General features: G+C 73.8%; 23 protein-coding genes. 13 read left to right on the plus strand and 10 right to left on the minus strand.

Features of this window, described 5'->3' with window-relative positions:
• Positions 1–24 precede the first annotated feature (24 nt).
• The 10 genes from GL259_RS31225 to GL259_RS31270 form a co-directional block, all read right to left on the minus strand.
• A complete protein-coding gene (locus GL259_RS31225; RefSeq protein WP_159536617.1) occupies positions 25–1,062 on the minus strand; it encodes an ATP-binding protein in 1,038 nt (345 codons plus the stop codon).
• A complete protein-coding gene (locus GL259_RS31230; protein ID WP_159536618.1) occupies positions 1,059–1,478 on the minus strand; it encodes an ATP-binding protein in 420 nt (139 codons plus the stop codon). The genes GL259_RS31225 and GL259_RS31230 overlap by 4 nt, the downstream gene beginning before the upstream one ends.
• Positions 1,475–1,843, minus strand: a complete 369-nt coding sequence (locus GL259_RS31235) for an STAS domain-containing protein (RefSeq protein ID WP_159536619.1) — start codon at positions 1,841–1,843, stop codon at positions 1,475–1,477. The genes GL259_RS31230 and GL259_RS31235 overlap by 4 nt, the downstream gene beginning before the upstream one ends.
• Positions 1,840–2,688, minus strand: a complete 849-nt coding sequence (locus tag GL259_RS31240; protein WP_159536620.1) for an STAS domain-containing protein — start codon at positions 2,686–2,688, stop codon at positions 1,840–1,842. The genes GL259_RS31235 and GL259_RS31240 overlap by 4 nt, the downstream gene beginning before the upstream one ends.
• Positions 2,689–3,053: 365 nt before the next feature.
• Complete coding sequence (locus GL259_RS31245; protein WP_159536621.1) at positions 3,054–4,118, minus strand: biotin/lipoate A/B protein ligase family protein; 1,065 nt, start codon at positions 4,116–4,118, stop codon at positions 3,054–3,056.
• 129 nt (positions 4,119–4,247) lie between these two features.
• Complete coding sequence (locus GL259_RS31250; RefSeq protein WP_159536622.1) at positions 4,248–4,433, minus strand: hypothetical protein; 186 nt, start codon at positions 4,431–4,433, stop codon at positions 4,248–4,250.
• 158 nt (positions 4,434–4,591) lie between these two features.
• A complete protein-coding gene (locus tag GL259_RS31255) occupies positions 4,592–5,623 on the minus strand; it encodes an ABC transporter ATP-binding protein (RefSeq protein ID WP_159536623.1) in 1,032 nt (343 codons plus the stop codon).
• Positions 5,620–7,593, minus strand: coding sequence for a dipeptide/oligopeptide/nickel ABC transporter permease/ATP-binding protein (locus GL259_RS31260; RefSeq protein ID WP_159536624.1), 1,974 nt, complete (start codon positions 7,591–7,593; stop codon positions 5,620–5,622). Before GL259_RS31260 ends, GL259_RS31255 begins: the two co-directional genes overlap by 4 nt.
• The gene (locus GL259_RS31265; RefSeq protein WP_159536625.1) at positions 7,593–8,543 is read right to left on the minus strand and encodes an ABC transporter permease; all 951 of its coding nucleotides are present in this window, start codon (positions 8,541–8,543) and stop codon (positions 7,593–7,595) included. The genes GL259_RS31260 and GL259_RS31265 overlap by 1 nt, the downstream gene beginning before the upstream one ends.
• 82 nt (positions 8,544–8,625) lie before the next feature.
• Entirely contained in the window at positions 8,626–10,245 is a 1,620-nt protein-coding gene (locus GL259_RS31270) for an ABC transporter substrate-binding protein (protein WP_159536626.1), read from the minus strand.
• 140 nt (positions 10,246–10,385) lie between these two features.
• On the opposite strand from GL259_RS31270, the gene GL259_RS31275 reads away from it, so the two are divergent.
• From GL259_RS31275 to GL259_RS31335, 13 genes are all read left to right on the plus strand, one after another.
• A complete protein-coding gene (locus tag GL259_RS31275; RefSeq protein ID WP_208026641.1) occupies positions 10,386–11,117 on the plus strand; it encodes a FadR/GntR family transcriptional regulator in 732 nt (243 codons plus the stop codon).
• Positions 11,118–11,377: 260 nt separating this feature from the next.
• Positions 11,378–12,400, plus strand: coding sequence for an alpha/beta fold hydrolase (locus GL259_RS31280; protein ID WP_159536628.1), 1,023 nt, complete (start codon positions 11,378–11,380; stop codon positions 12,398–12,400).
• Positions 12,401–12,426: 26 nt separating this feature from the next.
• The gene (locus GL259_RS31285) at positions 12,427–13,908 is read left to right on the plus strand and encodes a sialidase family protein (RefSeq protein ID WP_159536629.1); all 1,482 of its coding nucleotides are present in this window, start codon (positions 12,427–12,429) and stop codon (positions 13,906–13,908) included.
• Between the two features lie 93 nt (positions 13,909–14,001).
• Positions 14,002–14,961: a dihydrodipicolinate synthase family protein gene (locus GL259_RS31290; protein ID WP_159536630.1), complete on the plus strand. Its 960-nt coding sequence runs from the start codon at positions 14,002–14,004 to the stop codon at positions 14,959–14,961.
• On the plus strand, positions 14,958–15,962 hold the full coding sequence (locus tag GL259_RS31295; protein WP_159536631.1) for an ROK family protein: 1,005 nt from the start codon (positions 14,958–14,960) through the stop codon (positions 15,960–15,962). Before GL259_RS31290 ends, GL259_RS31295 begins: the two co-directional genes overlap by 4 nt.
• Entirely contained in the window at positions 15,959–16,633 is a 675-nt protein-coding gene (locus GL259_RS31300) for a putative N-acetylmannosamine-6-phosphate 2-epimerase (RefSeq protein WP_159536632.1), read from the plus strand. The genes GL259_RS31295 and GL259_RS31300 overlap by 4 nt, the downstream gene beginning before the upstream one ends.
• Positions 16,634–16,748: 115 nt before the next feature.
• Positions 16,749–17,993 carry an amidohydrolase gene (locus tag GL259_RS31305; protein WP_159536633.1) on the plus strand — a complete coding sequence of 415 codons (1,245 nt, stop codon included), beginning with the start codon at positions 16,749–16,751 and terminating at the stop codon, positions 17,991–17,993.
• 249 nt (positions 17,994–18,242) lie between these two features.
• Entirely contained in the window at positions 18,243–19,013 is a 771-nt protein-coding gene (locus GL259_RS31310) for an AraC family transcriptional regulator (protein WP_159536634.1), read from the plus strand.
• A 231-nt stretch (positions 19,014–19,244) separates the two neighbouring features.
• The gene (locus GL259_RS31315; RefSeq protein WP_159536635.1) at positions 19,245–20,288 is read left to right on the plus strand and encodes an iron-siderophore ABC transporter substrate-binding protein; all 1,044 of its coding nucleotides are present in this window, start codon (positions 19,245–19,247) and stop codon (positions 20,286–20,288) included.
• A complete protein-coding gene (locus GL259_RS31320) occupies positions 20,285–21,328 on the plus strand; it encodes an iron ABC transporter permease (RefSeq protein ID WP_208026541.1) in 1,044 nt (347 codons plus the stop codon). The genes GL259_RS31315 and GL259_RS31320 overlap by 4 nt, the downstream gene beginning before the upstream one ends.
• Positions 21,325–22,377 carry an iron chelate uptake ABC transporter family permease subunit gene (locus GL259_RS31325; protein ID WP_159536636.1) on the plus strand — a complete coding sequence of 351 codons (1,053 nt, stop codon included), beginning with the start codon at positions 21,325–21,327 and terminating at the stop codon, positions 22,375–22,377. The genes GL259_RS31320 and GL259_RS31325 overlap by 4 nt, the downstream gene beginning before the upstream one ends.
• On the plus strand, positions 22,374–23,222 hold the full coding sequence (locus GL259_RS31330; protein WP_159536637.1) for an ABC transporter ATP-binding protein: 849 nt from the start codon (positions 22,374–22,376) through the stop codon (positions 23,220–23,222). Before GL259_RS31325 ends, GL259_RS31330 begins: the two co-directional genes overlap by 4 nt.
• A gap of 2 nt (positions 23,223–23,224) precedes the next feature.
• Positions 23,225–24,529 carry an MFS transporter gene (locus tag GL259_RS31335; RefSeq protein ID WP_159536638.1) on the plus strand — a complete coding sequence of 435 codons (1,305 nt, stop codon included), beginning with the start codon at positions 23,225–23,227 and terminating at the stop codon, positions 24,527–24,529.
• Positions 24,530–24,618: the final 89 nt, after the last annotated feature.

The raw sequence follows: 24,618 nt of genomic DNA on the forward strand, positions 1-24,618 counted from the left end.
ATTCGTGGACGGGTGCCCCGGCGGTCATCGCTGCCTGTACGCGGCGACGACGACCCCGGCGTCGTCCCTGCGGACCGCGGCCTGGTTGAGGATCTGCGCGGCGGCCACGACCGGGGCCTGGGCGAACAGTCCCGGGAAGTCCGCGGGCTTCCACCGGCCGCTGAGGCCGTCGGTGTGCATGACCAGGGCCGCTCCCGGCGGGAAGGCCGCCTCGAAGGTGCGCGGCCTGGGCATCTGCACCCCGACGATGCCGGGCATGGACAGCAGACCGTGCCGGGTGTCCGCGGTGGCGACCAGCGCCGTGACGTTGCCGACCCCGCTCAGGCGGACGCGCCGGGCGGCGACGTCGACCAGGGCGATCGCGACGGCCGCGCCGCGGGTGCCGCGCAGGTTCTGGTGGACGTCCTGCAGGACGTCGGCCGGACTCGTCCGGGTGCTTTCGCGGAAGGCGCTGCCGGCCCGCTCGGCGGCCCTGGCCGCCAGGGGGCCGTGTCCGAGCCCGTCGCACATCATCAGCAGCAGGGCGTCGGGGCCGTGACCGTTCGCGGTGCGCACGCTCCAGGTGTCGCCGCACATCCGCTCGCCGCTGATCGGGCGGGTCAGACCGCCGGCCTCCACCGGACGCGGAGCCGGCACCTGCCCGTCGGTCCAGAAGCGCGCCTGGACCACCGTGCCCCGGCCGTGCAGGGAGTGGACGCCGCTGACGTCGGCGAGCCGGCCGATGGCGCCCATGCCGATGCCCAGGCTGCCGGCGGTCGACGTGCCGTCGAGCAGGGCCCGGTGCAGGTCGTCGATGCCGGGCCCGTTGTCCAGGGACAGGCACTCCACGGCGGCACGGCCGTCGGTGCGCACCACCCGCAGGGCCAGCGAGCCGTCGTGCGCGTGTTTGAGGAGGTTGGTCGCCATCTCCGTCACGCACAGCTCGACACGTGCCACCCGGTCCTCGGAGAAGCAGAGGCCGCGGGCGAGCTGCGCGGCCTGGCGGCGGGCGGCGGCGGCCAGCGCCACGTCCGCGCGCAGCCAGTGCACGTCGCCGGCCTCGACGACGAGGTCGTCGTTCACCTGCCCCACTTCACAATGCGCACGGTCGTACCGGACGGCCCGGACTCGAGGTCGAAATCGTCCACGAGCCGCTTGGCGCCGCTGAGGCCGAGTCCCATGCCGTTGCCCGACGTCCAGCCGTCGGTCAGCGCCAGCTCGATGTCCGCTATGCCAGGACCCTTGTCCCGGAACTCCACGAAGACGCCGCAGCGGCCCACGTCGACGACCGGGGCCACGCGAACGACGCCTCCTCCGCCGTACACCAGCATGTTCCGCCCGAGCTCGCTGGCGGCCGTGACGAGCTTCGTCTGGTGCACCAGCGACAGGCCGCACCGTTGCGCGAGGGTGCGCACCATCTGCCGCATGCTGACCACGTCGCCGCTGGTGGCGACCGACGCGGTCTCGGTCGAGGTGCTCGCGGCCGCGTAGTCCTTCATGCGCGGCCCGCGGCGATGCGCCGTAGCAGCTTGAGCCCGCGCTCCAGGTTGAGGGCCGTGCGCACGCCGTTCATGGACAGCCCGAGCTCGACCAGGGTCATCGCGACCGCGGGCCGCATGCCCACGACGATGGTCTCGGCGCCGAGGAGGCGCGAGACGGCGGCGTTGTTGGCCAGCATCCGCCCGACGAAGGAGTCGACGATCTCCAGGGCGGAGATGTCGATCACGACGCCCTTGGCGCCGGTGGTGACGATGCGTTGGGACAGGTCCTCCTGGAGGTCGAGGACCATCTGGTCGTCCAGGTCGGTCTGGATGGAGACCAGGAGGACCTCGCCGATCTTGAGGACGGGAACGCGGTCGGTCACAGGAGACCCCGCACGTCGTCCTCGGCGTCCAGCGCGATCTCCTTCAGTGCCTGGCGCAGCGCGTCCGACAGCGAGGAGTTGGTGGGAATGTCACCGAACTCGATGCCGAGCGCCACGATGGTCTGGGCGATCTGCGGCCGGATGCCCGAGACGATGCACTGGGCACCCATCATGCGCGCGGCGACCACCGTCTTCAGCAGGTGCTGCGCGACCTGGGTGTCCACGGTCGGGACGCCGGTGATGTCGATGATGGCGTGCGTGGAGTCGGTGTCGACGAGGGTCTGCAGCAGCTTCTCCATGACGACCTGGGTGCGGGCCGAGTCGAGGGTGCCCACCAGGGGGACGCCCACGACGCCGTCCCACAGCTTGACCACGGGCGTCGACAGTTCGAGGAGCTGCTCGGCCTGGGAGGAGATGATCTCCTCACGGGTGCGCAGATAGGCTTCGGAGGTCAGCAGGCCGAGGCCGTCCAGCAGATGGGCGAACTGGAGGTAGGCCCGGGCGCTGTCCGTGTCGCCCGTGAGGGAGGGCTCCAGCACCTCCTTGAGGGCGAAGACGCTGCGGGCGGTCTCGGTGGGGCTGAAGCCCTGCCGGGCGCGGTTGCGGGACAGCTCGATCAGCAGGCTGCGCACCTCGCCGAACTCCTCCCGGCGGCTGTCCAGCGATCCGGCGGCCATGGCGTCGAGGACGGCGTCGTACAGCTCGCCCAGCTCCCGCCCGAGCTCGGCCACGCTCAGTCTGCCGCGCAGTTCCTCGCCCACGGTCCGGGTCCACTGGACGAGGAACTCGTCGCGCTGCGTCGTCAACGTGTCGACCAGCAGGCGTATGTTGCTCTCTGTATTCACGTCTTCCTCATCAAACACTCATTCGATGTGCCACGGAGACGATACGGCACGCCTCTCCTGCCCCGTCGCGGCGACGCCGACGGCCTGTCAGCTCCGGCGGCTCGTCAGCTCCGACGGTCTGTCAGCTCCGGCGGACACCCGCGCGCGGCCGTCCGGCCCTCCCTCGTGCCGCGTCGACGTGGGGCCGGGCCGGACCCGGGAACGTAGTCCGCCCGGACCGGGGCGAAGGGCCCGGCCCTCACCGAAAGGCTGCGGCGCGGGTCCGGCCGCACCGCCTGGACCCGGTCCGTGCCGCCGTTCTGCCGTGCGGTCGGTCGCCGGGCGGGTGCGGCGCGGCGATGCGCGGGGAGGGAAAGGCGCGTCGGTCAGGGCACGCGGGCCGTCCACCGCGGCGAGGAGAACTTCGTCCGGGCCAGCTCCTGCGCGCGGGCCAGCTCCTCGTCCGTCACCTTGCCGTCGGCGAGCCCGTACCGGAGGCGGAACGAGTCGATCATCCGCTCGATGACGGCCTCGCGCGGCAGACCGGTCTGCCGGCGCAGCGGGTCCACCCGCTTCTTCGCGCTCTTCGTGCCCTTGTCGGACAGCTTCTCCCGCCCGATGCGCAGCACCTCGGTCATCTTGCCGGCGTCGATGTCGTAGGCCATGGTCACGTGGTGCAGCACGGCGCCGGGGCCGCCGTCCGGGCCCACGATCCGCTTCTGGGCGGCGCCCGCGATCTTGCCCTGGTCGGTGGCGATGTCGTTCAGCGGCTGGTACCAGGCACCGATGCCCATGTCGCCGAGCGCGCCGAGGACCCAGTCGTCGAGGTAGGCGTAGCTGTCCTGGAAGGACAGCCCCTGCACCAGCGCCTCCGGCACCGACAGCGAGTACGTGATCGTGTTGCCGGGCTCCACGAACATCGCCCCGCCGCCGGAGATCCGGCGCACGACCTCGATGCCGTGCCGCCTCGCGCCCTCGGGGTCGACCTCGTTGCGCAGGGACTGGAAGCTGCCGATGATCACCGCGGGGGCGCCCCACTCCCACACCCTGAGCGTCGGCGGGCGGCGCCCCGCGGCGACCTCGGCGGTGAGCACCTCGTCCAGCGCCATGTGCAGCGCCGGGGCCTGCGGACCCTCGTGGACCAGCTGCCAGTCGTAGTCGGTCCAGTCGGTGGCGTGCGCGAGCGCCCGGCGCACCGCGATGCCGACGCCCTCCGAGGTCAGCCCGTACATCACGGTCCCCTCGGGGAGGGCCGCGTCGATCCGCGCGGCGAGCCCGGCCGCGTCGGTGTCGGCGGGGGCGCCGTCCAGGGCGTGGTTCACGGCGTCCAGCGCCTCGTCCGGTTCGAGGAAGAAGTCGCCCGCCACGCGCGCGCGGCGCAGCACGCCGTCCTCCACGTCCACGTCCACGACGACCAGCTTGCCGCCGGGAACCTTGTACTCACCGTGCACGGCTCCGCCTTTCGCTGTACCGCTGTGCGTCAACAGCGGAGGCGGCCGCGGTGTTCCCGGCCGTGCCGGGACGTGCGGGACCCCGGCCGGTCGCGGTCCGCACCGGCCGTCACGGCCCGTCCCGGCGGCTCAGGGCATGAAGAGCGCCAGGAAGATCACCACAAGGGCGACGAGCGCGATGATGACCCATATGGGCTTTCCCCGCAGGATCCCGCCCCGGGCCGACGTGTCCTCCGGGCCTCCGCCCCGGGGGCGGTCCTCCGGGAGTGCCGGGTCGTCCGGGCGGTCACGTGTGTAGAAGTCGTCGTCCGCCATCTCAGGCTCCCTCCGTACTTCTCCCGCCCCGGGTTCCCCTTCCGCCCCGGTCGAACGCCGCCGGGCGCCCGCGATCCGGGCGGCCGCCCGGAGACCGGGGGAGGGCGACGACCCGCTCACCGGGCGGTGCGCCGGAGCGGCGCACCGCCCGGTGGCCGTCACGCGCCGTGCGCGGCGCCTTCGGGCAGGGACGCCGCGGCGGTCCCGCCCTGCGGGTGCACGCAGTGCCAGCGGTGGCCGTCCGGGCCGTCGGAGGCGGCCGGGAACGCGGTGGCGCACGCGTCGTCCGCCTTCCAGCAGCGGGTGCGGAACGGGCAGCCGGAGGGCGGGTTCGTCGCCGAGGGCACCGGGCCGTGCAGCACGATGCGCTCGGGCCGTTCCAGCAGGCTGGGCGTGGCCGAGAGCAGCGCCTCGGTGTACGGGTGCCGGGAGTCGCCGGTGACCCGTGCGGCCGGGCCCTCCTCGAGGATGCGGCCGAGGTACAGCACGGCGACGCGGTCGGCCAGGTGGCGCACGGTCTGCACGTCGTGCGAGATGAACACCATGGCGAGGCCGAGACGGGTGCGCAGATCCACCAGGAGGTTGAGGATCTGGGCGCGCACCGACACGTCCAGGGCGCTGGTGGGCTCGTCGGCGACGATCAGCTCCGGCTCCAGTGCCAGCGCGCGGGCGATGGCCACGCGCTGGCGCTGGCCGCCGGAGAGTTGGCCGGGCAGCGCCCGCAGGGTGTGGCCGGGCAGGCCGACCAGGTCCAGCAGCTCCTCGACGCGCTGCTCGCGCTCGGCCTTCGTGCCGCGGTCGTGCACGTCCAGCGGGTCGCGCAGGATCCGGCGGACCGGCAGCCGCGGGTTGAGCGCGGTGGAGGGGTCCTGGAAGACCACGCCGACGGAGGCGCCGAAGCGGGTACGGCGTTCCGCGGCGGACATCCGCCACAGGTCCTGGCCCTTGAAGCGGACGTCGCCCTCCGTCGGCCGCTGCAGTCCGGTGACCACGCGGGCCAGGGTGGACTTGCCGCAGCCCGACTCGCCGACCAGGCCGAGGATCTCGCCGCGCCGGACGTCCAGGGAGGCGTCGGTGAGGGCGTGCACGGCGTCCCGGCGCAGGAGGCCGCCGCTGCGCGCCTTGTGCCGTACGTGGATGCGGTCGAGGCGGACGAGCGGGTCCATCGTGGTGTCCTCCGGGGCGGTCATCGGGCATCCTCCAGCGACCTGGCCGCCGGGTGCGCGGGCGCCGGGTGGTGGCAGGCGAACAGGTGGTCCCGCGCGCCGTCGCGGTCGGTGGCGGGCGGTGGGGTGGTGGCGCACAGCTCGGTGGCGGCGGCGCAGCGGGAGGCGAACCGGCAGCCGGGGCCGAACGACTTGGGCGCGGGCACCACGCCGCGGATCTGGTGCAGCCGGTCCGCGCCCGCCTCCAGGGAGACGACGGAGCCGAGCAGCCCGCGGCTGTAGTGGTGCGCCGGGTCCGTCAGCAGGGAGCGGGTGTCGCCGGCCTCGGCGACCTGGCCCGCGTACATCACCGCGACCCGGTGGGCGAGGTCGCCGACCAGGGCGAGGTCGTGCGAGACCAGGACCATCGCGAAGCCGAGCTCGTCGCGCAGCCTGACCAGCAGTTCGACGACCTGGGCCTGCACGGTGACGTCGAGCGCGGTCGTCGGCTCGTCGGCGATCAGCAGCCGCGGGCTGCGGGAGAGCGCCATGGCGATCAGGACGCGCTGGCGCTGCCCGCCGGACAGCTCGTGGGGGTAGCTGCGCAGGGTGCGCTCGGGGGCCAGGCCGACCAGTTCGAGCAGTTCGGCCGGCGTGCGGGTGCCGCCGCGCGAGGTGAGCCGCTTGAGCTGGGTGCCGATCAGCACCGACGGGTTCAGGGACGACATGGCGTCCTGGTAGACCATCGCGATCTGGGGGCCCATGAGCGCCCGGCGTTCCTTCGGCGACAGCTTCAGCAGGTCGCGGCCCCGGTAGAGGATCTCGCCCTCGGCCTCGGCGTTGCGGGCCAGCAGGCCCATGATCGCGAGGCTGGTGATCGACTTGCCGCAGCCGGACTCGCCGACCAGTCCGAGGGTCTCGCCCTCGCGGACGGTGAAGGAGATGCCGTCGACGACGCGGATGTCGCCGTAGCGGTCGGGGAAGCGGATCGACAGGTCGCGTACGACGAGCAGGTCGGGGGCGCCGTCGGGCAGCGGCCTGACGGCGGGCTCCGTCGCCTCGATCCGGGCGGCGAGCTCGGCGAGCGCGGCGTCCGCCTCGGCCCGGCCGGCGGCCGGCTCGGCGGCGGCGGTCCTCTCGTCGGAGTCGCCGCCACCGGTGCGGGCCTTGTCCGGAGCCGCGGCGGCGTCCGTCATGCCCTCGGACAGGACGTTCAGCGCGAGCACCGTGATCAGCAGGCACAGGCCGGGGAAGAGGGTCGCCCACCAGCCGCCCGAGAGCAGGAGCTGCCGGCCGTAGGCCAGGACGCTGCCCCAGCTGGGGTCGGGGTCCTGCACACCGGCGCCGATGAAGGACAGGCTCGCCTCGAAGATGATCGAGTCGGCCACCATGACGGTCGCGAACACCAGGACCGGCGCGGCGCAGTTGACGGCGACGTGCCGGGCGACGATGTGGCCGCGGCGGGCGCCGATGACCTGTTCGGCGGCGACGTAGTCCTCGCCGTACTGCTCCAGCACGTTGGCCCGCACGACACGGGCGAGCGAGGGCGAGTAGACGAAGGCGATGGTGAAGATGATGACCGGGACGCTGGGCCCGAACACGGCGACCAGCACGGCGGCCAGGGCGATCGGCGGGAACGACATCACGACGTCGAGCGTGCGCATCACCGACTCGTCGGCGAGCTTGCGCGAGGTGGCCGCCAGGGCGCCCAGGGCCGAGCCGACGGCCAGCGCGAGCAGGGTCGCGCCGAGGCCGATGACGAGGGAGTAGCGCGCACCGTGCACGACCCGGGCGAACACGTCGCGGCCGGCCCGGTCGGTGCCGAACCAGTGGTCGGCGCCCGGGGGCCGGGCGGGGGTGCCGGTGGCGAGCGGGTCCTGGGTGAGCAGCGGGGCGAAGACCGCGCCGAGGACGACGACGAGGAGGATCCCGAGGGCGATGCGGGAGGGCACGGGCAGGCGGCGCAGGCGGGTGCCCGGCCGGAGCCGTTCGGCGAGGGAGCGCGGGGCGAACATCACACCGTCCTGATGCGCGGGTTGACGAGCAGGTAGAGCAGGTCGACGACGACGTTGACCACGAGGAAGGCGACCGCGATGGTGAGCACGGTGCCCTGGACCAGCCCGACGTCACCGCCGGTGACACCCTCGAGGATCAGCTTGCCCATGCCGGGCAGGTCGAAGATCGCCTCGATGACGACGGCGCCGCTGAGCATGTAGCCGACCTTGACGCCGAGCACGGTCAGCGGGGTGATCAGGGAGTTGCGCAGCACCGACCGGATGATCAGGAACGGCGGCAGGCCGCTGCCGCGGGCGGTGCGCACGTAGTCGCGGTCGAGCTCGGCGACCATCGAGGTGCGGATCAGGCGGGCCAGCGAGGAGGCGACCGGCAGGGCGAGGGCGACGGCGGGCAGCGTGAGGCTCCTGAGCCAGCCGCTGAAGGAGTCGGCCGGGTTGACGTAGCCGCCGGTCGGGAAGAGCGGCGTGTTCAGCGCGAACTGCTGGATGAGCAGGACACCGATCCAGAACGAGGGCAGGGCGATGCCGATCATCGACAGCACTCGGAAGGCCTGGTCGGGCCAGCGGTCGCGGTGGACGGCGCTGGTGACGCCGAAGACCAGGGCCAGCACGATGGCCAGCGTGAGGCCGAGCAGCGTCAGCTGCAGGGTCAGCGGGAACGCGGTGGCGATCCGGTCGGCGACGGGCTGGCTGGGCGGCACGGTGACGCCGAGGTCCCCCTGCACCAGATCGGTCAGGAAGGCGAAGTACCGCACCGGCAGCGGGTCGTTGAGACCGTGCGCCTCGGCGAACGCGGCACGGGCCTCGGGACTCGCGCTGTCGCCGAGCGCGTTGTACGCGGGGTCGGCCGGTGAGAACTGCAGCACCACGAAGACCAGCAGGGCGATGCCGAGCACCATCACCGGCATCATCGCGACGCGGCGCAGCGCGAGCCGGAGGAATGCAACCATCGTGAGGTTCCTAGGGATTGGGGCCGGCCGCCGCTGCTGCCCAGGCCGGCAGCCGCGGCGGCCCGTCGACGGGCGTTCGGGCTCAGGCGGGGCCGACGTCCACGAAGGACAGACCGGTGGTGGGCAGCGGCTTGAAGCCCTTCAGCGCTCCCTCGCGCCAGGCGGTGGGCAGCTTGCGGTGGAGGATCGGGTACAGGGCCGCCTCGTCGGCGACCAGGTCGGTGACCTCGGCCCACAGCTCCTTGCGGCGCTCGGCGTCGGCCTCCGAAGCGGCCTTGTCCAGCAGGGACCTGGTCCTCCGGTAGGCGGCGGAGCCGGTCCAGCCGTACCGCTTCTCCGGCCAGAAGCCGTAGTAGAACCAGCGCAGCAGCAGGTCGGCGTCGTTGCCGAAGACGGACGGGTCGCCCGGCGCGGCCAGCGCCGCGAAGTCGCCCTTGTCGACCTTGGCGTACTGGGCGGGGGACTGGGCGATGCTCAGGTCGGCCTCGACGCCGATCGCCGCCCAGCTCTCCTTGATCAGCGGCGCGATGTCCTTGACCCAGCCGGTGTCCGTGAGCAGCAGGGTGAAGGAGAGCTTGCCCGCGCCCGCCTCGGCCAGCAGCTTCCTGGCCCTGGCCGGGTCGTGGCCGTAGACGGTGGCGGCCTCGTGGTAGTCCGGGTGGGTGGCCGGCACGTATCCGGTGGCCGGCTCGGCGTTGCCCAGCAGCGCGGTGGAGATGATCTTCTCGGTGTCCAGCGCGTAGTGCAGGGCCTGGCGCACCCGCTTGTCCGCGAAGCGCTTGTCCTTGGTGTTGAACATCAGGAAGAGCAGGCCGAAGGACTGGACGGACTCCACCCTGTCCTTGCCGGTGATGCCGTCGACGTCGATGTAGGGCACGTCCTCGATGGCCTGGACGCGGCCGGACTTGAGCGCGCTGACCCGGGCCGACGGGTCGGACATCAGGTGCCAGACCATCTTCCCGGCCCTGGCCGGGTGCGGCCCGTTGTACTTGTCGTAGGCCTCCATCACGATCTTGTCCTCGCGGACCGCCGAGACGAAGCGGTACGGTCCGGAGCCCACGGGCTCGGCGTCGAAGGCCTTGGCGTCGGCGCCGGCGATCTTCTCCGGCACGATGCGCACCACGGACATGCGCGAGGGGAAGAGCGCGAAGGGGTGCTTCAGCTTGAACTCGACCGTCGCCCCGTCGATCGCCTTCACCCGGTCGATGAAGGGCACGAACTGCGCCATCAGCGAGGCGTTCTCCGGGTCGAGGACGCGCTCGAAGCTGAACACCACGTCGTCCGCGGTGACCGCCGAGCCGTCGTGGAAGGTGGCACCCTTGCGCAGGGTGGCCCGGTAGGTGGTCGCGTTGATCTTCTCGGGCATCCGGGTGGCCAGCGCCGGCCGGGCGACGAGGGTGGCCGGGTCGAGGTCCACCAGGCCCTCGAAGATGTGCATGTTGGCGGCGTACGGGGTGGCGCCGGAGGTGATCATCGGGTCGAAGCCCGTGGAGAGGGGGTAGGAGAGGCCGGCTTCGATGGTGTCGGTGCCGCTGCCGGAACCGCCGGACTCGTTCCCGGTGCTGCCGGGGCCGCCGCAGGCGGACAGGCCCGCGGTGATCGCGGTCGCCGCACCGACGGCACTGGTGTATCTCATGAAGGTGCGGCGGTCGACGCCGGCTGCACTGCGCGCGGACAAGGGTTCCTCCTGGCGGGGAGACATGGTGGGTGAATCGGGGAAGGGGCGGGCGCGAACGCATGTCATCGGGAATGCATCAGACGTCTGATGTCTGATGCTTGATAGCGTGGGAACGTAGCCCGGCGAAGGAGAGGGGTCAAGAGGTGGCGGTGGGACAAGGGGCGATCCGGCGTGCGGCGCCGGAGCCCAAAGCGGCACGACAACCGTTGCGACAGGAGGTCGTGGACGGCATCAAGTCCTACATCCTGCACAACCAGCTGCGCCCGGGGGACCCGCTGCCCACCGAGCCCGCCCTGTGCGAGGCGCTCGGCGCGAGCCGCTCCAGCGTGCGCGAGGCGATCAGGATCCTCACCGCGCTCGACATCGTCGAGGTGCGGCACGGGCACGGCACCTATGTCGGCCGGCTGAGCCTGTCCGCCCTGGTGGAGAGCCTGGCCTTCCGCGGCCTGCTCAGCCCCGACGACGACTTCCAGGTGATGTCCGACCTCATCGAGGTGCGCGAGCTGTTCGAGCGCGGCATGGCGGAACGGCTCGTGCGGTCCCTCGGTGACGAGCAGATCGACCGCCTGGCGGCGCTCGTCGACGAGATGCGCAAGGCCGGCGCCGGGGAGGGGCACGGCTTCGTCGAGACCGACCGCGCGTTCCACACCCTGCTCCTCGCCCCCCTCGGCAACGACCTCATCGGGCAGCTGTCCACGGCGTTCTGGGACGTCTACGTCATCGTCGCGCCGCACCTCGACGTCTTCACCCGCGAACACGAGGCGGCCACCATCGCCAGCCACCAGCGCATCGTGGACGCCGTGCGGGACCGGGACCCCGTGGAGTTCGCGGCCGCGCTGACCGACCACTACGCACCGGTGCGCCGGCGCATCGCGGAGGCCCGCGCCCGCCGCTGACCCGCTCCCCGCGGTGGTGGGGGCGGCCCCGTGCCGGGGCCGCCCCCACCGTGCCGTACGGGGGCGTCCCGCCTCCGTGGGAACCGGGCGGGCCGGCGGGGCGGGTACTTGACGGCCGTCTTCGGGGTCCTTAAGGTCCCAGGACAACAGACATCAGACGTCTGCTGACAAGGGACACCCCCGTCCGCTCTCCGGGGGAGATCCCCTCCCGTTCCCCCGCGCTGCGCCGCGCGCACGCCTCACCCACCGGGGCCCTCTCCATGCCACTGACGGACCTCACCCTCGCCGAGTGCCTCGCGCTCCGGCCCGACCTCGACGAACCCGCCGACCTCGACGCGTTCTGGGACCAGACCCTGCGGACGGCCCGAGCGGCCGGCGGGACCCCCCGCTTCACCCCCGTGGACACCGGCCTGACCCAGGTGAGGACCTACGACGTGACCGTGCCCGGTTTCGCCGGTGAGCCCGTCCGGGGCTGGCTGCACCTGCCCGCCGGGGCCGGCGGCCCGCTCGGCTGCGTGGTGGAGTTCCTCGGCTACGGACGCGGACGCGGCCTGCCGCACGAGCAGGTGCTCTGGGCGAACGCCGGCCACGCCCACTTCATCATGGACACGCGGGGCCAGGGCTGGTCCACGGCCGGCGGCGACACCCCCGACACGGTCCGCCTGAACGGCGACGTCCCCGGCTTCCTGACCCGCGGCGTGGACAGCCCCCACGACCACTACTACCGGCGCGTGTTCACCGACGCCGTGCGCTTCGTCGAGGCCGCCCGCGAGCACCCGGCCGTCGACCCGGACCGGATCGTCGTGACCGGGCACAGCCAGGGCGGCGGCATCTCGCTCGCGGTGGCCGGACTCGTCCCGGGCCTGGCGGGCGTCATGCCCGACACCCCGTTCCTGTGCGACATCCGGCGCGGGGCACTGATCGCCGGCGCGCCGCCCTACACCGAGATCGCGGAGTACCTGAGCCTGCACCGCGACCGCGCCGAGACCGTCCTCACCACGCTCTCCTACGTCGACGCCGCCCTGCTGGCCTCCCGCGCCACGGCCCCCTCGCTCTTCTCCATCGCCATGATGGACGAGGTCTGCCCGCCCTCCACCTGCTTCGCCGCCTACCACCGCTACGGCGGCCCCAAGGACCTGCGCGTCTACGAGTTCAACGGCCACGAGGGCGGCGGCGGCCACCACCGCCGCGAGCAACTCGCCCGGGTCCGGGAGCTGTTCGCCTCATCCCCGTTCCTGGACGCACCCGATCCCTCCACCCTGCACGACCCCCGGCTCGCCTGACCCCTCACCCGAGAAGAGGCCCGTCCATGCAGCGCAGAGTCACCCCGGCCACCACCACCGCGGTCGCCGCCCTGGCCCTGCTGGCCGCCGGCACGCCCGCCGCGCACACCGCCGAGCAGCAGGCCCCCGCTCCCGGCACCCTCACCTCGCAGGACATCGCCACCGCCGGCACCGGGTCCCCCTACTACCGGATCCCGGCGCTGACCCGGACCACCAAGGGCACCCTGCTCGCCGCCTACGACGCCCGCCCCACCCTCGCCGACCTGCCCGGCAACCTCGGCGTCGTCCTGCGGCGCAGCACCGACGGCGGCGTCACCTGGCAGGCCCAGCAGGTCGTGCGCAAGGAGGCCGCGCCCAAGGGCTTCGGCGACCCCAGCCTCCTGGTCGACCGCGAGACCGGCCGCATCTTCGTCTTCTACGCCGCCTCCGTGAACCAGGGCTTCTTCGGCTCCGCGACCGGCAACGACGAGAGCGACCCGAACGTCCTGCAGGCCGACTACAGCTACTCCGACGACGACGGCCTCACCTGGAAGCACGAGCGGATCACCGCCGAGATCAAGAACCCGGCCTGGGCCGGCATGTTCGCGGCCTCCGGCGAGGGCATCCAGCTGCGCCACGGCACCTACAAGGGCCGCCTCATCCAGCAGTACGCCATCCGCGACAACGGCGCCAACTACGCCGTCAGCGCCTACAGCGACGACCACGGCGCCACCTGGAAGACGGGCACCCCGGTCGGCCCCGGCGGCGACGAGAACAAGACCGTCGAGCTGTCGGACGGCCGCGTCATGCTCAACAACCGCTCCGCGCCCTACCGCACGGTCGCCCACTCCTCCGACGGCGGCGTCACCTACACCCCGCTCCAGCAGGACAAGGAACTGCCCGACCCCGCCAACAACGGCTCCGTCATCCGCTTCGCGCCGGGTGTGGACGCCTCGCACCCGCGCGCCTCCTGGCTGATGTTCAGCAACACGGCGACCACCAACAGCCGCAGCAACCTCACCATCCGGCTCTCCTGCGACAACGGGCAGAACTGGCCGATCCGCAAGACCGCCGAGACCGGTCCGGCCGCCTACTCCACGCTCACCCCGCTCACCGACGGCACCGGCTCCAACCCCCGGGTGGGCGTGCTGTGGGAGCGTGCCGACTACCGGCACATCACCTACTCCTCCTTCGACCTGCAGTGGCTCGGCGGGGTGTGCGCGCCCGTCACCGTCACCCCGCCCGCCTCCCTGCCCGCCGGAAGGACCACCGACGTCACCGTCCGCGTCGTCAACCAGAACGACAAGGACCTGCCCGCCAGTCCGGTCTCCCTGAAGCTGCCGTCCGGCTGGAGCGCCCCGGCCGTCACCGTGCCCGTGCTCAAGCCCGGCCAGGGCGCGAACATGAAGATCCCCGTCACCGTCCCGGCGGACGCCACCGCGGGCGCCGTGCAGACGACCGCCACCTACCTGGTGCGCGGCCGGCAGCGGTCCTACGGCGACGGCACGCTGACCGTCACCGCTCCCTAGTCCGACCCGGGCCGCCCGCGCGACGCCTTGCGCGGGCGGCCCCCTCCCTCCCGTACCACCCGCGCCTCACCGCACGACCCAGGAGCCCCTCCCATGTCCTCGTCCCAGCCCCTGCGCGGCGTCGTGCCGCCCGTCTGCACCCCCCTGGACGCCTCGGGCGAGGTCGACACCGCCTCGCTCACCCGGCACGTCGAGCACCTCGTGAGCGGGGGCGTGCACGGTCTGTTCGCCCTCGGCTCCAGCAGCGAGGTCGCCTTCCTCACCGACCGGCAGCGGGCGGTCGCCCTGGAGACGGTCGTCGAGGCCGTCGCGGGCCGCGTGCCCGTGCTCGCCGGCGTCATCGACATGACCACGCCCCGTGTGATCACCCACGCCCAGGCCGCCCGCGCGGCCGGCGCCGACGCCCTGGTGGCGACCGCGCCCTTCTACGCCCGGACCCACCCCGTCGAGATCGCCCACCACTTCCGCACCCTGCGCTCCCGCGTCGACCTGCCGCTGTACGCCTACGACCTGCCGGTCTGCGTGCACAGCAAGCTCTCCGTCGCCCTGCTGCGCGAACTCGCGGTGGACGGCACGCTGGCCGGCCTCAAGGACAGCAGCGGCGACGAGGGCTCCCTGCGCAAGCTCATCGTCGGGCTCGGCGGACGCCACGGCCGCGCCGCCGGCCCGGCCCCCTCCTTCAGCATCCTCACCGGCTCCGAGCTCACCGTGGACGCGGCCCTGCTGGCCGGCGCCGACGGTGTCGTGCCGGGCCTGGGCAACGTGGACCCCGCCGGGTACGTGCGCCTCTACGACGCCGTGCGCGGCGGCGACCTCGGCCGTGCCGTCGAGGAGCAGGAGCGGCTCGTCGAGCTGTTCGGCATGGTCGACGCCGGCCCCGAGGCCGACATGGGCCGCAACTCCTCCGCCATGGGCGCCTTCAAGCACGCGCTGCGCCTGCTCGGGGTGTTCGCCGGGGGCACCACCGCCGCCCCGCAGATCCAGCTGAACGACGCGTCGATCGCCCTCGTCGAGGAGCGGCTGCGCGGCGCCGGACTGCTCCCGGTCCGATGACGGCACCGCACCCGCACGCGCCGGTGATCGGCCTCGACCTGGGCGGCACGAAGATCGCCGCCGCCCTGGTCGCGGGCGACGGCACCGTCCTGGCCCGGCACTCCCTGCCCACCCCGGCGACCGAGGGCGCCGAGGCGGTGCTCGACTCGCTGGCCGAGGCCGCCCGGGCGGTCCGGACGCCGCAGGCCACGGCGCTCGGCGTCGCCGCCGCCGGAGTGATCGACCCCGTCACCGGAACCGTCACCAGCGCCACCGGCACCCTCCGCGGCTGGGCCGGCACCGCCCTGGCCGCCGGTCTCGCCGCCCGCACCGGACTCCCGGTGGCCTGCGACAACGACGTACGCGCCGCCGCCACCACGGAACTGTCCGGCCCGCGCGGGCGAGAGGCCGGCCGCGCCGGCGGAGCCGCGGACGGGAGGGGCGCCGCGCACGACGGCGGGACGACGCTGATCTACGCGGCCGTCGGCACCGGCGTGGGCGGCGCCGTCGCCGCGGCCGGGCGCATGCTGCACGGCGCGGCCGGCGTCGCCGGGCACCTCGGCCACCTGCCGAGCCCCGAGGCCGACGGACTGCCCTGCACCTGCGGCGCCACCGGCCACCTGGAGGCGATCGCGGCGGGCCCCGCCATCACCGCCCACTACACGCGGACGAGCGGGGTCCCGGCCGACCGCCTGGAGACCGTGGCCGCCCGCGCGGCCGAAGGCGACCCGCACGCCACCGCGGCCGTCGTCCTCGGAGCCGGGGCCGTCGGCCGCGCCCTGGGCGGCCTCGCCAACACGCTGGGGGCCGACCGGGTCGTCGTCGGCGGCGGGGTGCCGCGCATCGGCGCGCTGTACACGGACGCCCTGGAGGCGGCCTTCACCGCCGAACTCATGCCCCCGCTGCGGGAGCTGCGTCCCGTCCCGCCCCGCGGCGGCCCCGACGCCGCGGTCCTGGGCGCCGCCGCCCTGCCCCGCACACTGCCCCTGCACCACCCCCACACCACCGGAGCCCCCCGATGACCCTGCCCCTGGCCGACACCCTCAAGGGCCGGCTGATCGTGTCCTGCCAGGCCCCGCCCGGCGACCCGATGCGCCACACCGGCACCCTGGTCCGCATGACCCTCGCGGCGCGGGCCGGCGGCGCGGCGGCCGTGCGGGTCAACGACCCGGAGGTCGTCGCGGCCACCGTCGCGGCCGTCGACCTCCCGGTGATCGGCCTGTGGAAGGACGGCGGCGGCGGCGTCCTCATCACCCCGACCGTGCGCCACGCGCTCGCCCTGGTGGAGGCGGGGGCCGCGGTCGTCGCGGCCGACGCCACCGCGCGTCCGCGCCCCGACGGCAGCACCTTCGCACAGCTCGTCGAGGCCGTCCACGCGGCGGGCGCCCTGGTCATGGCCGACGTGTCGACCTTCGACGAGGGCCGTGAGGCCGCCGCGCGGGGAGCCGACTTCGTGGGGACGACCCTCTCCGGGTACGTGCCGGGATCCCCCCGCCGGAGCGCCCCGGACCTGGCCCTGGTCGCCGACCTCGCCGCGGCGGTCTCCGTCCCGGTGATCGCCGAGGGCCGGATCGCGACCCCGGAGCAGGCCGCCGAGGCGCTGGCGGTGGGCGCGCACAGCGTCGTCGTGGGCACCGCCATCACGGCACCGACGGCACTGACCCGGGCGTTCGCGGCCGGCCTCACGTCCTGACCGACGGACGCCGGGCCCGTCGTCACGGCGCGGTGGCCCGGGCGCGGTGCGCCGGGGGCGGACACCATGATGGTGGTGTGTCCCCGCAGCACGTGCCGGAGGGTGGCTGAGCGCCATGAACAGTGTCACGACCGTCCTCGCCGGTCTGGACGGCGTCCGGCCCGGCGTGGAGGCCCTCTACCGGGACCTCCACGCCCACCCCGAGCTCGGACTGCGGGAGCACCGCACGGCGGGGAAGGCGGCGGAGGCCCTGCGCGCGGCCGGCTACGCCGTGACCGAGGGCATCGGCGGCACCGGCGTCGTCGGTGTGCTCACGCGGGGGAGCGGCCCGACCGTGATGCTCCGCGCGGACATGGACGCGCTCCCCGTGAAGGAGGAGACCGGGCTGCCGTACGCCTCCACGGCCACCGCCGTCGGCGCCGACGGCGTCGAGCAGCCGGTCGCGCACGCCTGCGGCCACGACGTCCACGTGGCCGCGCTGGTCGGCTCCGCCCGGCTCATGGCCCGGGCGCCCGAGGTCTGGCGGGGCACCGTCGTGGTTCTCCTCCAGCCCTCGGAGGAGAACGGGAACGGCGCCCGGGCCATGATCGAGGACGGTCTGACCGACAGGGTGCCCCGCCCCGACGTCGTCCTGGCGCAGCACGTCCTGCCCTGTCCGGCCGGCTACGTCGGCACCCGGGCCGGTTCCTTCCTGTCGGCCGCCGACAGCCTGCGCGTCACCCTGCACGGACGCGGCGCCCACGGTTCGGCGCCGCAGGCGGCCGTCGACCCGGTGGTCATGGCGGCCCTGTGCGTCGTCCGCCTGCAGACGGTGGTCTCCCGCGAGCTGTCGGCCACCACTCCGGCGGTGCTCACCGTCGGCAGCATCCGGTCCGGAACGGGGCCGAACGTCATCCCCGACCGCGCGGTGCTCGAGCTGAACGTGCGCACCTACGACCCGGCCGTCCGCGAGCAGGTGCTCGCGGCGATCGAGCGGATGGTGCGGGCGGAGGCGCGGGCCGCCGGCGCGCCCCGCGAACCGGAGTTCGAGCACCTGTCTTCCTTCCCGCCCACCGTCAACGACCAGGACGCCACCGACACGGTGACCCGTGCCTTCGCCGCCTGCTTCGGCCGGGGCGTGCACACGGCCGACCTGCAGACGGCGAGCGAGGACATGAGCGAGATCCCCGCGGCGTTCGGCGTCCCGTACACCTACTGGTGCATCGGCGGCACCGACCCCGTCCTGTACGAGGACGCCCTGAGGAGGGGCACCGTCGCCCAGGACGTCCCGGTCAACCACAGCCCTCGCTTCGCCCCCGTGCTCCAGCCCACCCTGGACACCGGCGTCACCGCGGCCGCGCTCGCCTGGCTGGCGCCCTGAGCCCGTCGGGGCCCGCCCGGACAGGCGGCCCGGTCGTCGGGGCCGGCGGGTGAGGGTCCACGTCCGGAGGGCGGTGGAGGCCGCCGGGGGATCGGTGCTCCGCCGGCGCCGGACGCCGCGGTCGGCAGCGGACCGCTCGACCCGGCGGCCGGGAGGATCCGCCTCCCTCCGGCGCCGGTCCGGTCCTCCGGCGCCGCCCCGGGGCGGGACGCGCGACTGTGAAGATCCGGCTCCGGTTAGCCTGGGCGCATGCGTGTCACCAGGGACCTGCCGGCGCTCGCCGCCGGCGAGGTGGACGTGCCCTTCGTGATCCAGGGGTACGAGGAGGTCGTCGACGCCGACACCGCGTGGAACGAGCACTCGCACCCGTGGCACGAACTCCTCTGGAACGAGCACGGCACGTCCACCGCCGTGGTCGGCTCCCAGGTGTGGTGCATCACACCGACGCTGGGACTGTGGATGCCGGCCGGGCAGCTGCACTCCGCCTCCGCGGTCGCGGGCACCTCCTACCGCGCCCACTTCTTCCGGCACGGCACGGAGTCGGCGCTGCCCGACGTGCCGGTGGCCGTGGAGATCACCCCGCTGCTCCGGCTGCTCCTGGAGCGGCTCGAGGAGGCGGAGCTGCCGCCGCGCTCCCGGGCCGTGACCGAGGCGATGGTGTTCGACGTCCTGCGGCCGTCGCCCCGGGCGCTGCTGGTGCAGCTGCCCACGTCCCCGTTGCTGCGGCCGATCGTGGACGGGGTGCGGGCCGACCCCGCCGACCAGCGGACGCTGGCCGGCTGGGCCGCCGCCCTCGGTTGCAGCGCGCGCACGCTGACCCGCGCCTTCCGCGCCGAGACGGGCACGAGTTTCGCCCGCTGGGTCGCCTCGGTCCGGGCCCAGCACGCCGTGCAGCTCCTCTCCCTCGGACACGAGGTCGACGTGGTGGCCGACGCGGTCGGCTACCGCTCGGCGAGCGCCTTCGGCGCGGCCTTCCGGCGGACGACCGGCATGACGCCCGGCAGGTTCCGGGCGCGCTGAGAACGCCGGGGCGGACGCCTCCCCTGCGGCGGAGCCACCCGCCCGCGTGTCCCGATCGCTACAAGGGCTGTCGAAAAGGCTCGATTGATCAGCGCGCCTTCGCTCCATACTCTGTGCAGGCAAGCCTTACCTAACTTGCCGTAGCAAGTCCGGTGCCCTGCTCCACGACCCACAGTCCGCGGTCCGGACGTGCGAGTCCCGGCACCCCCGACCGAAAGTGAAACCGGGTCGATGAGAACCCCACGCCTCCGTGCGCTCGCCCTCGCGGCGGCCCTCCTGTCCGGACTCACCGCCTGCGGCGGCGGATCCGGAGACACGGACGACAGCGGTCCCGCCGGCGCCGACGGCGCCGGCCGGTTCCCCGTGACGATCAAGCACGCGCTCGGGACCACCGAGATCCCCTCCAAGCCCCGGCGCGTCGCCACCGTGAACTGGGCCAACGACGAGGTGCCGCTCGCCCTCGGCGTCGTCCCCGTCGGCATGGCCAGGGCCGACTTCGGCGACGACGACGGCGACGGCGTGCTGCCCTGGGTCGAGAAGCGGCTCGAGGAACTGAACGCCAAGACCCCGGTGCTGTTCGACGAGACCGACGGCATCGACTTCGAGGCCGTCGCCGACACCAGGCCCGACGTCATCCTCGCCTCGTACTCCGGACTGACGGAGCAGGACTACGAGACCCTCAGCCGGATCGCCCCCGTGGTCGCCTACCCCGAGGCCGCCTGGGCGACCCCGTGGCGCGACATCATCCGCCTCAACAGCAAGGCCATCGGACTGGCCGACGAGGGCGACGAACTGATCGCCGACCTCGAGGGGCGGATCGAGAAGACCGCCGCGAAGTACCCCCAGCTCAAGGGGAAGACAGCGATGTTCATGACGCACGTGTCGTCCAAGAACGTCAGCCAGGTCGGCTTCTACACCACCCACGACACCCGCACGCAGTTCTTCACCGACCTCGGCCTGAAGATCCCCGCCAGCGTCTCCGGACCGTCCGGGTCGACGAAGAAGTTCGTCCTCACCAAGAGCGCCGAGCACATCGACGACTTCGACGACGTCGACATCATCACCGGCTACGGGGACGACAAGGGCGAGCTGCTGAAGGCCCTCCAGAAGGACCCGCTCACCTCCAAGCTGGCCGCCGTGAAGCGGGACTCCGTCTACCTGCTGCCCGGCAGCACCCCGCTGGCCACCGCCGCCAACCCGACCCCGCTGTCCATCCCGTACGTCCTGGAGGACTACGTGAAGGCGCTCGCCGAGGCCGCGGACAAGGCAGCGTGACCGTCACCGAGACCCCGCCCGCGCCGGACACCGCCCCGCTGCGGCGTCCGGCGCGCGTGCGCGTCACCTGGCTCCTCGTCGTCGCCGCGGTCCTGCTCGCCGCCATGACGGCCTCCCTCGCCTTCGGCTCCCGCGACGTCGCCTGGGCCGACGTCTGGGCGGCGCTCGGCGGAGCGGAGGCCACCCTGGAGGAGGCGGCGGTCGCCAACCGCGTACCGCGCACCCTCCTCGCCGTCACCGTGGGCGCCGCCCTGGGCCTGTCCGGCGCGGTCATGCAGGGCGTCACCCGCAACCCGCTGGCCGACCCCGGCATCCTCGGCGTCAACATGGGCGCCTCGCTCGCCGTGGTCACCGGCATCGCCCACTTCGGCCTGGCGTCGGTGTCCGGATACATCTGGGCGGCGATGACCGGAGCGGCCGTGACCGCGGGGTTCGTGTACGCCGTCGGCTCGCTGGGCCGGGGCGGCGCCACCCCGCTGAAGCTGGCCCTCGCCGGTGCCGCCATCTCGGCCGCGCTCGCCTCACTGGTCAGCGCCGTCGTCCTGCCGCGCAACGACGTCTCCGACACCTTCCGGCTGTGGCAGATCGGCGGAGTCGGCGGCGCCACCCACGCGCAGCTCGGCAGCGTCCTGCCGTTCCTCGCCGTCGGCTTCGTCGTCTGCCTGGCCTCCGCCCGCGCCCTCAACTCCCTCGCCCTGGGAGACGAGCTGGCCGCCGGACTCGGCGAGCGGGTGGCCCTCGTGCGGGCCGTCGCCGCGCTCGGCGCGGTCGTGCTGTGCGGCGCGTCCACCGCCGTCGCCGGCCCGATCGCCTTCGTCGGGCTCGTCGTACCGCACGCCTGCCGGCTGTTGGTGGGCGTGGACCACCGCTGGCTGCTGCCGTTCTCCGCGCTGAGCGGCGCCGTCCTGCTGACGGTCGCCGACGTGCTGGGGCGGGTCGTGGCCCGGCCGTCCGAGATCGAGGTGGGCATCGTGACCGCGTTCGTCGGCGCCCCCTTCTTCATCCACATCGTCCGCCGGCAGAAGGTCAGGTCACTGTGAGCGCCCCCGTCGTCACCGCCCCGACCGCACTGCGCACGGTCACCCGCACGCGGGTCCGCCGCGCGTACCGGCGACGGCTGATCGTCTGCGCCCTGCTGGTCCTCGTCGTCGCCGCGTTCGCCACCACGCTCATGGCCGGGCACACCTTCTACCCGGCCTCCGACGTGCTGCGCGTGATCACGGGCGAGCAGGTGCCGGGCGCCTCCTTCACCGTCGGCACGCTGCGGCTGCCGCGCGCGGTGCTGGCCCTGACCGCCGGGTTCAGCTTCGGCATGGCCGGCGTCGCCTTCCAGACGATGCTCCGCAACCCGCTCGCCAGCCCCGACGTCATCGGCATCAGCGCGGGGGCGAGCGCGGCTGCGGCCATCGCCATCGTCACCTTCTCGCTGAGCGAGACCCAGGTGTCCGCGCTGGCGATCGCCGCCGCGCTCGGGGTGGCGCTGCTGGTGTACGTCCTCGCGTTCCGCGACGGGGTCGCCGGCACCCGGCTCGTCCTGATCGGCATCGGCATCGCCGCCCTGCTCGACAGCGTCACCTCCTACGTCCTGTCCCGGGCCGGCGAGTGGGACCTCCAGGCGGCGATGCGCTGGCTCACCGGCAGCCTCAACGGCACCACCTGGGAGGAGACCGTGCCCACCGTCCTGGCCGTGCTGGCGCTCGGCCCGGTGCTGCTGTTCCAGGGCCGCAACCTGAGCGCGCTGAGCCTGGGCGACGACACGGCCTCCGCGCTCGGCGTCCGCGTCGAACGCACCCGCGTCACCGTGATCGTCGCCGCCGTCGGGCTGATCGCGTTCGCCACGGCGGCGGCCGGACCGATCGCCTTCGTCGCGTTCCTCTCCGGGCCGATCGCCGCCCGGCTCACCGGAACCGGCGGCTCCCTGCTGGTGCCGGCCGGCCTGGTCGGCTCCCTGCTCGTCCTGGTCGCCGACTTCACCGGCCAGTACGCCTTCGGCACCCGCTACCCCGTGGGCGTCGTCACCGGCGTCCTCGGCGCCCCCTACCTCGTCTACCTGATCGTCCGCACCAACCGGGCCGGAGGCTCACTGTGACCGCGTCCCACACCCTCGCCACCGAGGACCTCGCGCTCGGCTACGGCGACCGCGCCGTCATCCAGGGCCTGGACCTGACCCTCGCGGCCGGGCGCATCACGGTCATCGTCGGCGCCAACGCCTGCGGCAAGTCGACGCTGCTGCGCTCGATGTCCCGGCTGCTCGTCCCGCGCACCGGCCGGGTCGTCCTGGACGGCAAGGAGGTCCACCGCACCCCGGCCAAGGAACTCGCCCGCACCCTCGGCCTGTTGCCGCAGTCACCGGTCACCCCCGAGGGCATCACCGTCCTCGACCTGGTCGGCCGGGGCCGCCACCCCCACCAGCGGGCCTTCTCCCGCTGGACGGCCCAGGACGACGCCGCGGTCGCCGCCGCGCTGGAGGCCACCCGCACGACGGAACTGGCGGACCGGGCGGTCGACGAACTCTCCGGCGGCCAGCGCCAGCGCGTGTGGATCGCGATGGCGCTGGCCCAGCAGACCGACCTGCTGCTGCTCGACGAGCCCACCACGTTCCTCGACATCAGCCACCAGATCGAGGTCCTCGACCTGCTGACCGACCTGAACCGGACCCGCGGCACCACGATCGTCATGGTCCTGCACGACCTCAACCTGGCCGCCCGCTACGCGGACCGGCTCGTCGCCCTGGCCGGCGGACGGCTGCACGCCGCCGGAACGCCCCAGGAGGTGATGACCGAGGACACGGTCCGGGCCGTCTACGGCATGGACAGCCGCGTCATCGAGGACCCGGTCTCGGGCAAGCCCCTCGTCCTGCCGATCGGACGCCACCACGCGACGACCGGGGACACGGAAGCCGCCCCCGCGGCGGAGTCGGCCGGGAGCCGCTGACCATGCACGCCAGACTCGCCGCCGTGCTCCCCGACCTCTCGCCCTGGCGCTCCTCCCGCGACTTCCGCCTGCTCTGGACGCAGGGCGTCGTCACCCACGTCGGCAGCGTGATGGCGCTGATCGCGCTGCCGCTGCAGATCAAGGAACTGACCGGCTCACCGCTCGCGGTGGGCGCGATGGGCGCCGTCGAACTGGTGCCGCTGATGGTCTTCGGCCTGTACGGCGGGGCGCTCGCCGACGCCGTGGACCGGCGCAAGGTCATCGTGCTGACCGAGGCGGGACTGGGACTGCTGGCCGCCGTCCTGCTGCTGAACGCGCTGCTGCCCAGCCCCATGCTGTGGCCGCTGTACGTGGTCGCGGCCGGTGTCGCGGCACTCGCCGGACTCCAGCGCCCCGCCCTGGACTCGCTGCTGGCCCGGATCGTCCCGCACGACCAGCTCGCCGCCGCGGCCGCGCTGAACTCGCTGCGCTGGCAGACCGGCGCGATCGCCGGACCCGCGCTGGCGGGCCTCGTCGTCGCGTACGCGGGCAACGGCACCGCGTACGCCGTCACGGTGGCGAGCTTCACGGTGTCGGTCCTGATGTGCCGCCGGCTGGCGCCGGTGCCGCCGGTCGAGCAGGCGGCCAGGCCGTCGCTGCGCGGCATCGCGGAGGGGGCCCGGTACGCCTGGTCCCGGCCGGTGCTGCTGGGCACCTACGCGGTCGACCTGGCGGCGATGTTCTTCGCCTTCCCCAACACCGTCTTCCCCTTCCTCGCCGACGAGCTCGACGCCGACTGGTCGCTGGGCCTGATGTACGCGGCGGGCTCCGTCGGGTCGCTGCTGGTCAGCCTGACCAGCGGCTGGGTGTCCCGGACGCGGCGGCACGGCCTGCTGGTGGTGTTCGGCGCGGCCGGCTGGGGCCTGGCGATGGCGGCGGCCGGCTGGACGTCGAACGTCTGGCTGGTGCTGCTGTGCCTCGGGCTGGCGGGAGCGGGGGACATGGTGAGCGGACTGGGCCGCTCCACCATCTGGAACCAGACCGTCCCGGACCGGCTGCGCGGCCGGCTCGCCGGCATCGAGGTCCTCTCCTACAGCGTCGGCCCGCAGCTGGGTCAGGTCCGCGCCGGGGCGATGGCCGGCTGGACCGGCGTCCGCCCCGCGATCTGGACGGGCGGACTCGCGTGCGTCGCGGCGGTGGCCCTGCTCGCCGCCGCGCTGCCGAAGCTCATCAGCTACGACGCCCGCACCGACGAGGACGCCCGCCGGCGCGCCGCCGAGGGCACCGGAACCGCACCGGGCCGTGAGGGTGCCGGCGCCGACCGGTAGCCCGCCCTCCCCTCACGGCCGAACGGCCGGCGGCCTCCTCGGGCTCCTCGGGCAGGAGGCCGCCGCCGGCCACGAGTGCGTCCCCGGCG

Origin of the sequence: Streptomyces sp. Tu 3180 (assembly GCF_009852415.1) — a bacterium.
Classification (GTDB): domain Bacteria; phylum Actinomycetota; class Actinomycetes; order Streptomycetales; family Streptomycetaceae; genus Streptomyces.

What these genes read in the sequence shown, in the direction of transcription:
- GL259_RS31230 (WP_159536618.1), bottom strand. Translation starts at nt 1,478, where the DNA reads ATGAAGGACTACGCGGCCGCGAGCACCTCGACCGAGACCGCGTCGGTC.
- GL259_RS31295 (WP_159536631.1), top strand. Translation starts at nt 14,958, where the DNA reads ATGACGGCACCGCACCCGCACGCGCCGGTGATCGGCCTCGACCTGGGC.
- GL259_RS31285 (WP_159536629.1), top strand. Translation starts at nt 12,427, where the DNA reads ATGCAGCGCAGAGTCACCCCGGCCACCACCACCGCGGTCGCCGCCCTG.
- GL259_RS31260 (WP_159536624.1), bottom strand. Translation starts at nt 7,593, where the DNA reads ATGTTCGCCCCGCGCTCCCTCGCCGAACGGCTCCGGCCGGGCACCCGC.
- GL259_RS31305 (WP_159536633.1), top strand. Translation starts at nt 16,749, where the DNA reads ATGAACAGTGTCACGACCGTCCTCGCCGGTCTGGACGGCGTCCGGCCC.
- GL259_RS31270 (WP_159536626.1), bottom strand. Translation starts at nt 10,245, where the DNA reads ATGTCTCCCCGCCAGGAGGAACCCTTGTCCGCGCGCAGTGCAGCCGGC.
- GL259_RS31280 (WP_159536628.1), top strand. Translation starts at nt 11,378, where the DNA reads ATGCCACTGACGGACCTCACCCTCGCCGAGTGCCTCGCGCTCCGGCCC.
- GL259_RS31265 (WP_159536625.1), bottom strand. Translation starts at nt 8,543, where the DNA reads ATGGTTGCATTCCTCCGGCTCGCGCTGCGCCGCGTCGCGATGATGCCG.
- GL259_RS31255 (WP_159536623.1), bottom strand. Translation starts at nt 5,623, where the DNA reads ATGACCGCCCCGGAGGACACCACGATGGACCCGCTCGTCCGCCTCGAC.
- GL259_RS31335 (WP_159536638.1), top strand. Translation starts at nt 23,225, where the DNA reads ATGCACGCCAGACTCGCCGCCGTGCTCCCCGACCTCTCGCCCTGGCGC.
- GL259_RS31310 (WP_159536634.1), top strand. Translation starts at nt 18,243, where the DNA reads ATGCGTGTCACCAGGGACCTGCCGGCGCTCGCCGCCGGCGAGGTGGAC.
- GL259_RS31315 (WP_159536635.1), top strand. Translation starts at nt 19,245, where the DNA reads ATGAGAACCCCACGCCTCCGTGCGCTCGCCCTCGCGGCGGCCCTCCTG.
- GL259_RS31250 (WP_159536622.1), bottom strand. Translation starts at nt 4,433, where the DNA reads ATGGCGGACGACGACTTCTACACACGTGACCGCCCGGACGACCCGGCA.
- GL259_RS31290 (WP_159536630.1), top strand. Translation starts at nt 14,002, where the DNA reads ATGTCCTCGTCCCAGCCCCTGCGCGGCGTCGTGCCGCCCGTCTGCACC.
- GL259_RS31300 (WP_159536632.1), top strand. Translation starts at nt 15,959, where the DNA reads ATGACCCTGCCCCTGGCCGACACCCTCAAGGGCCGGCTGATCGTGTCC.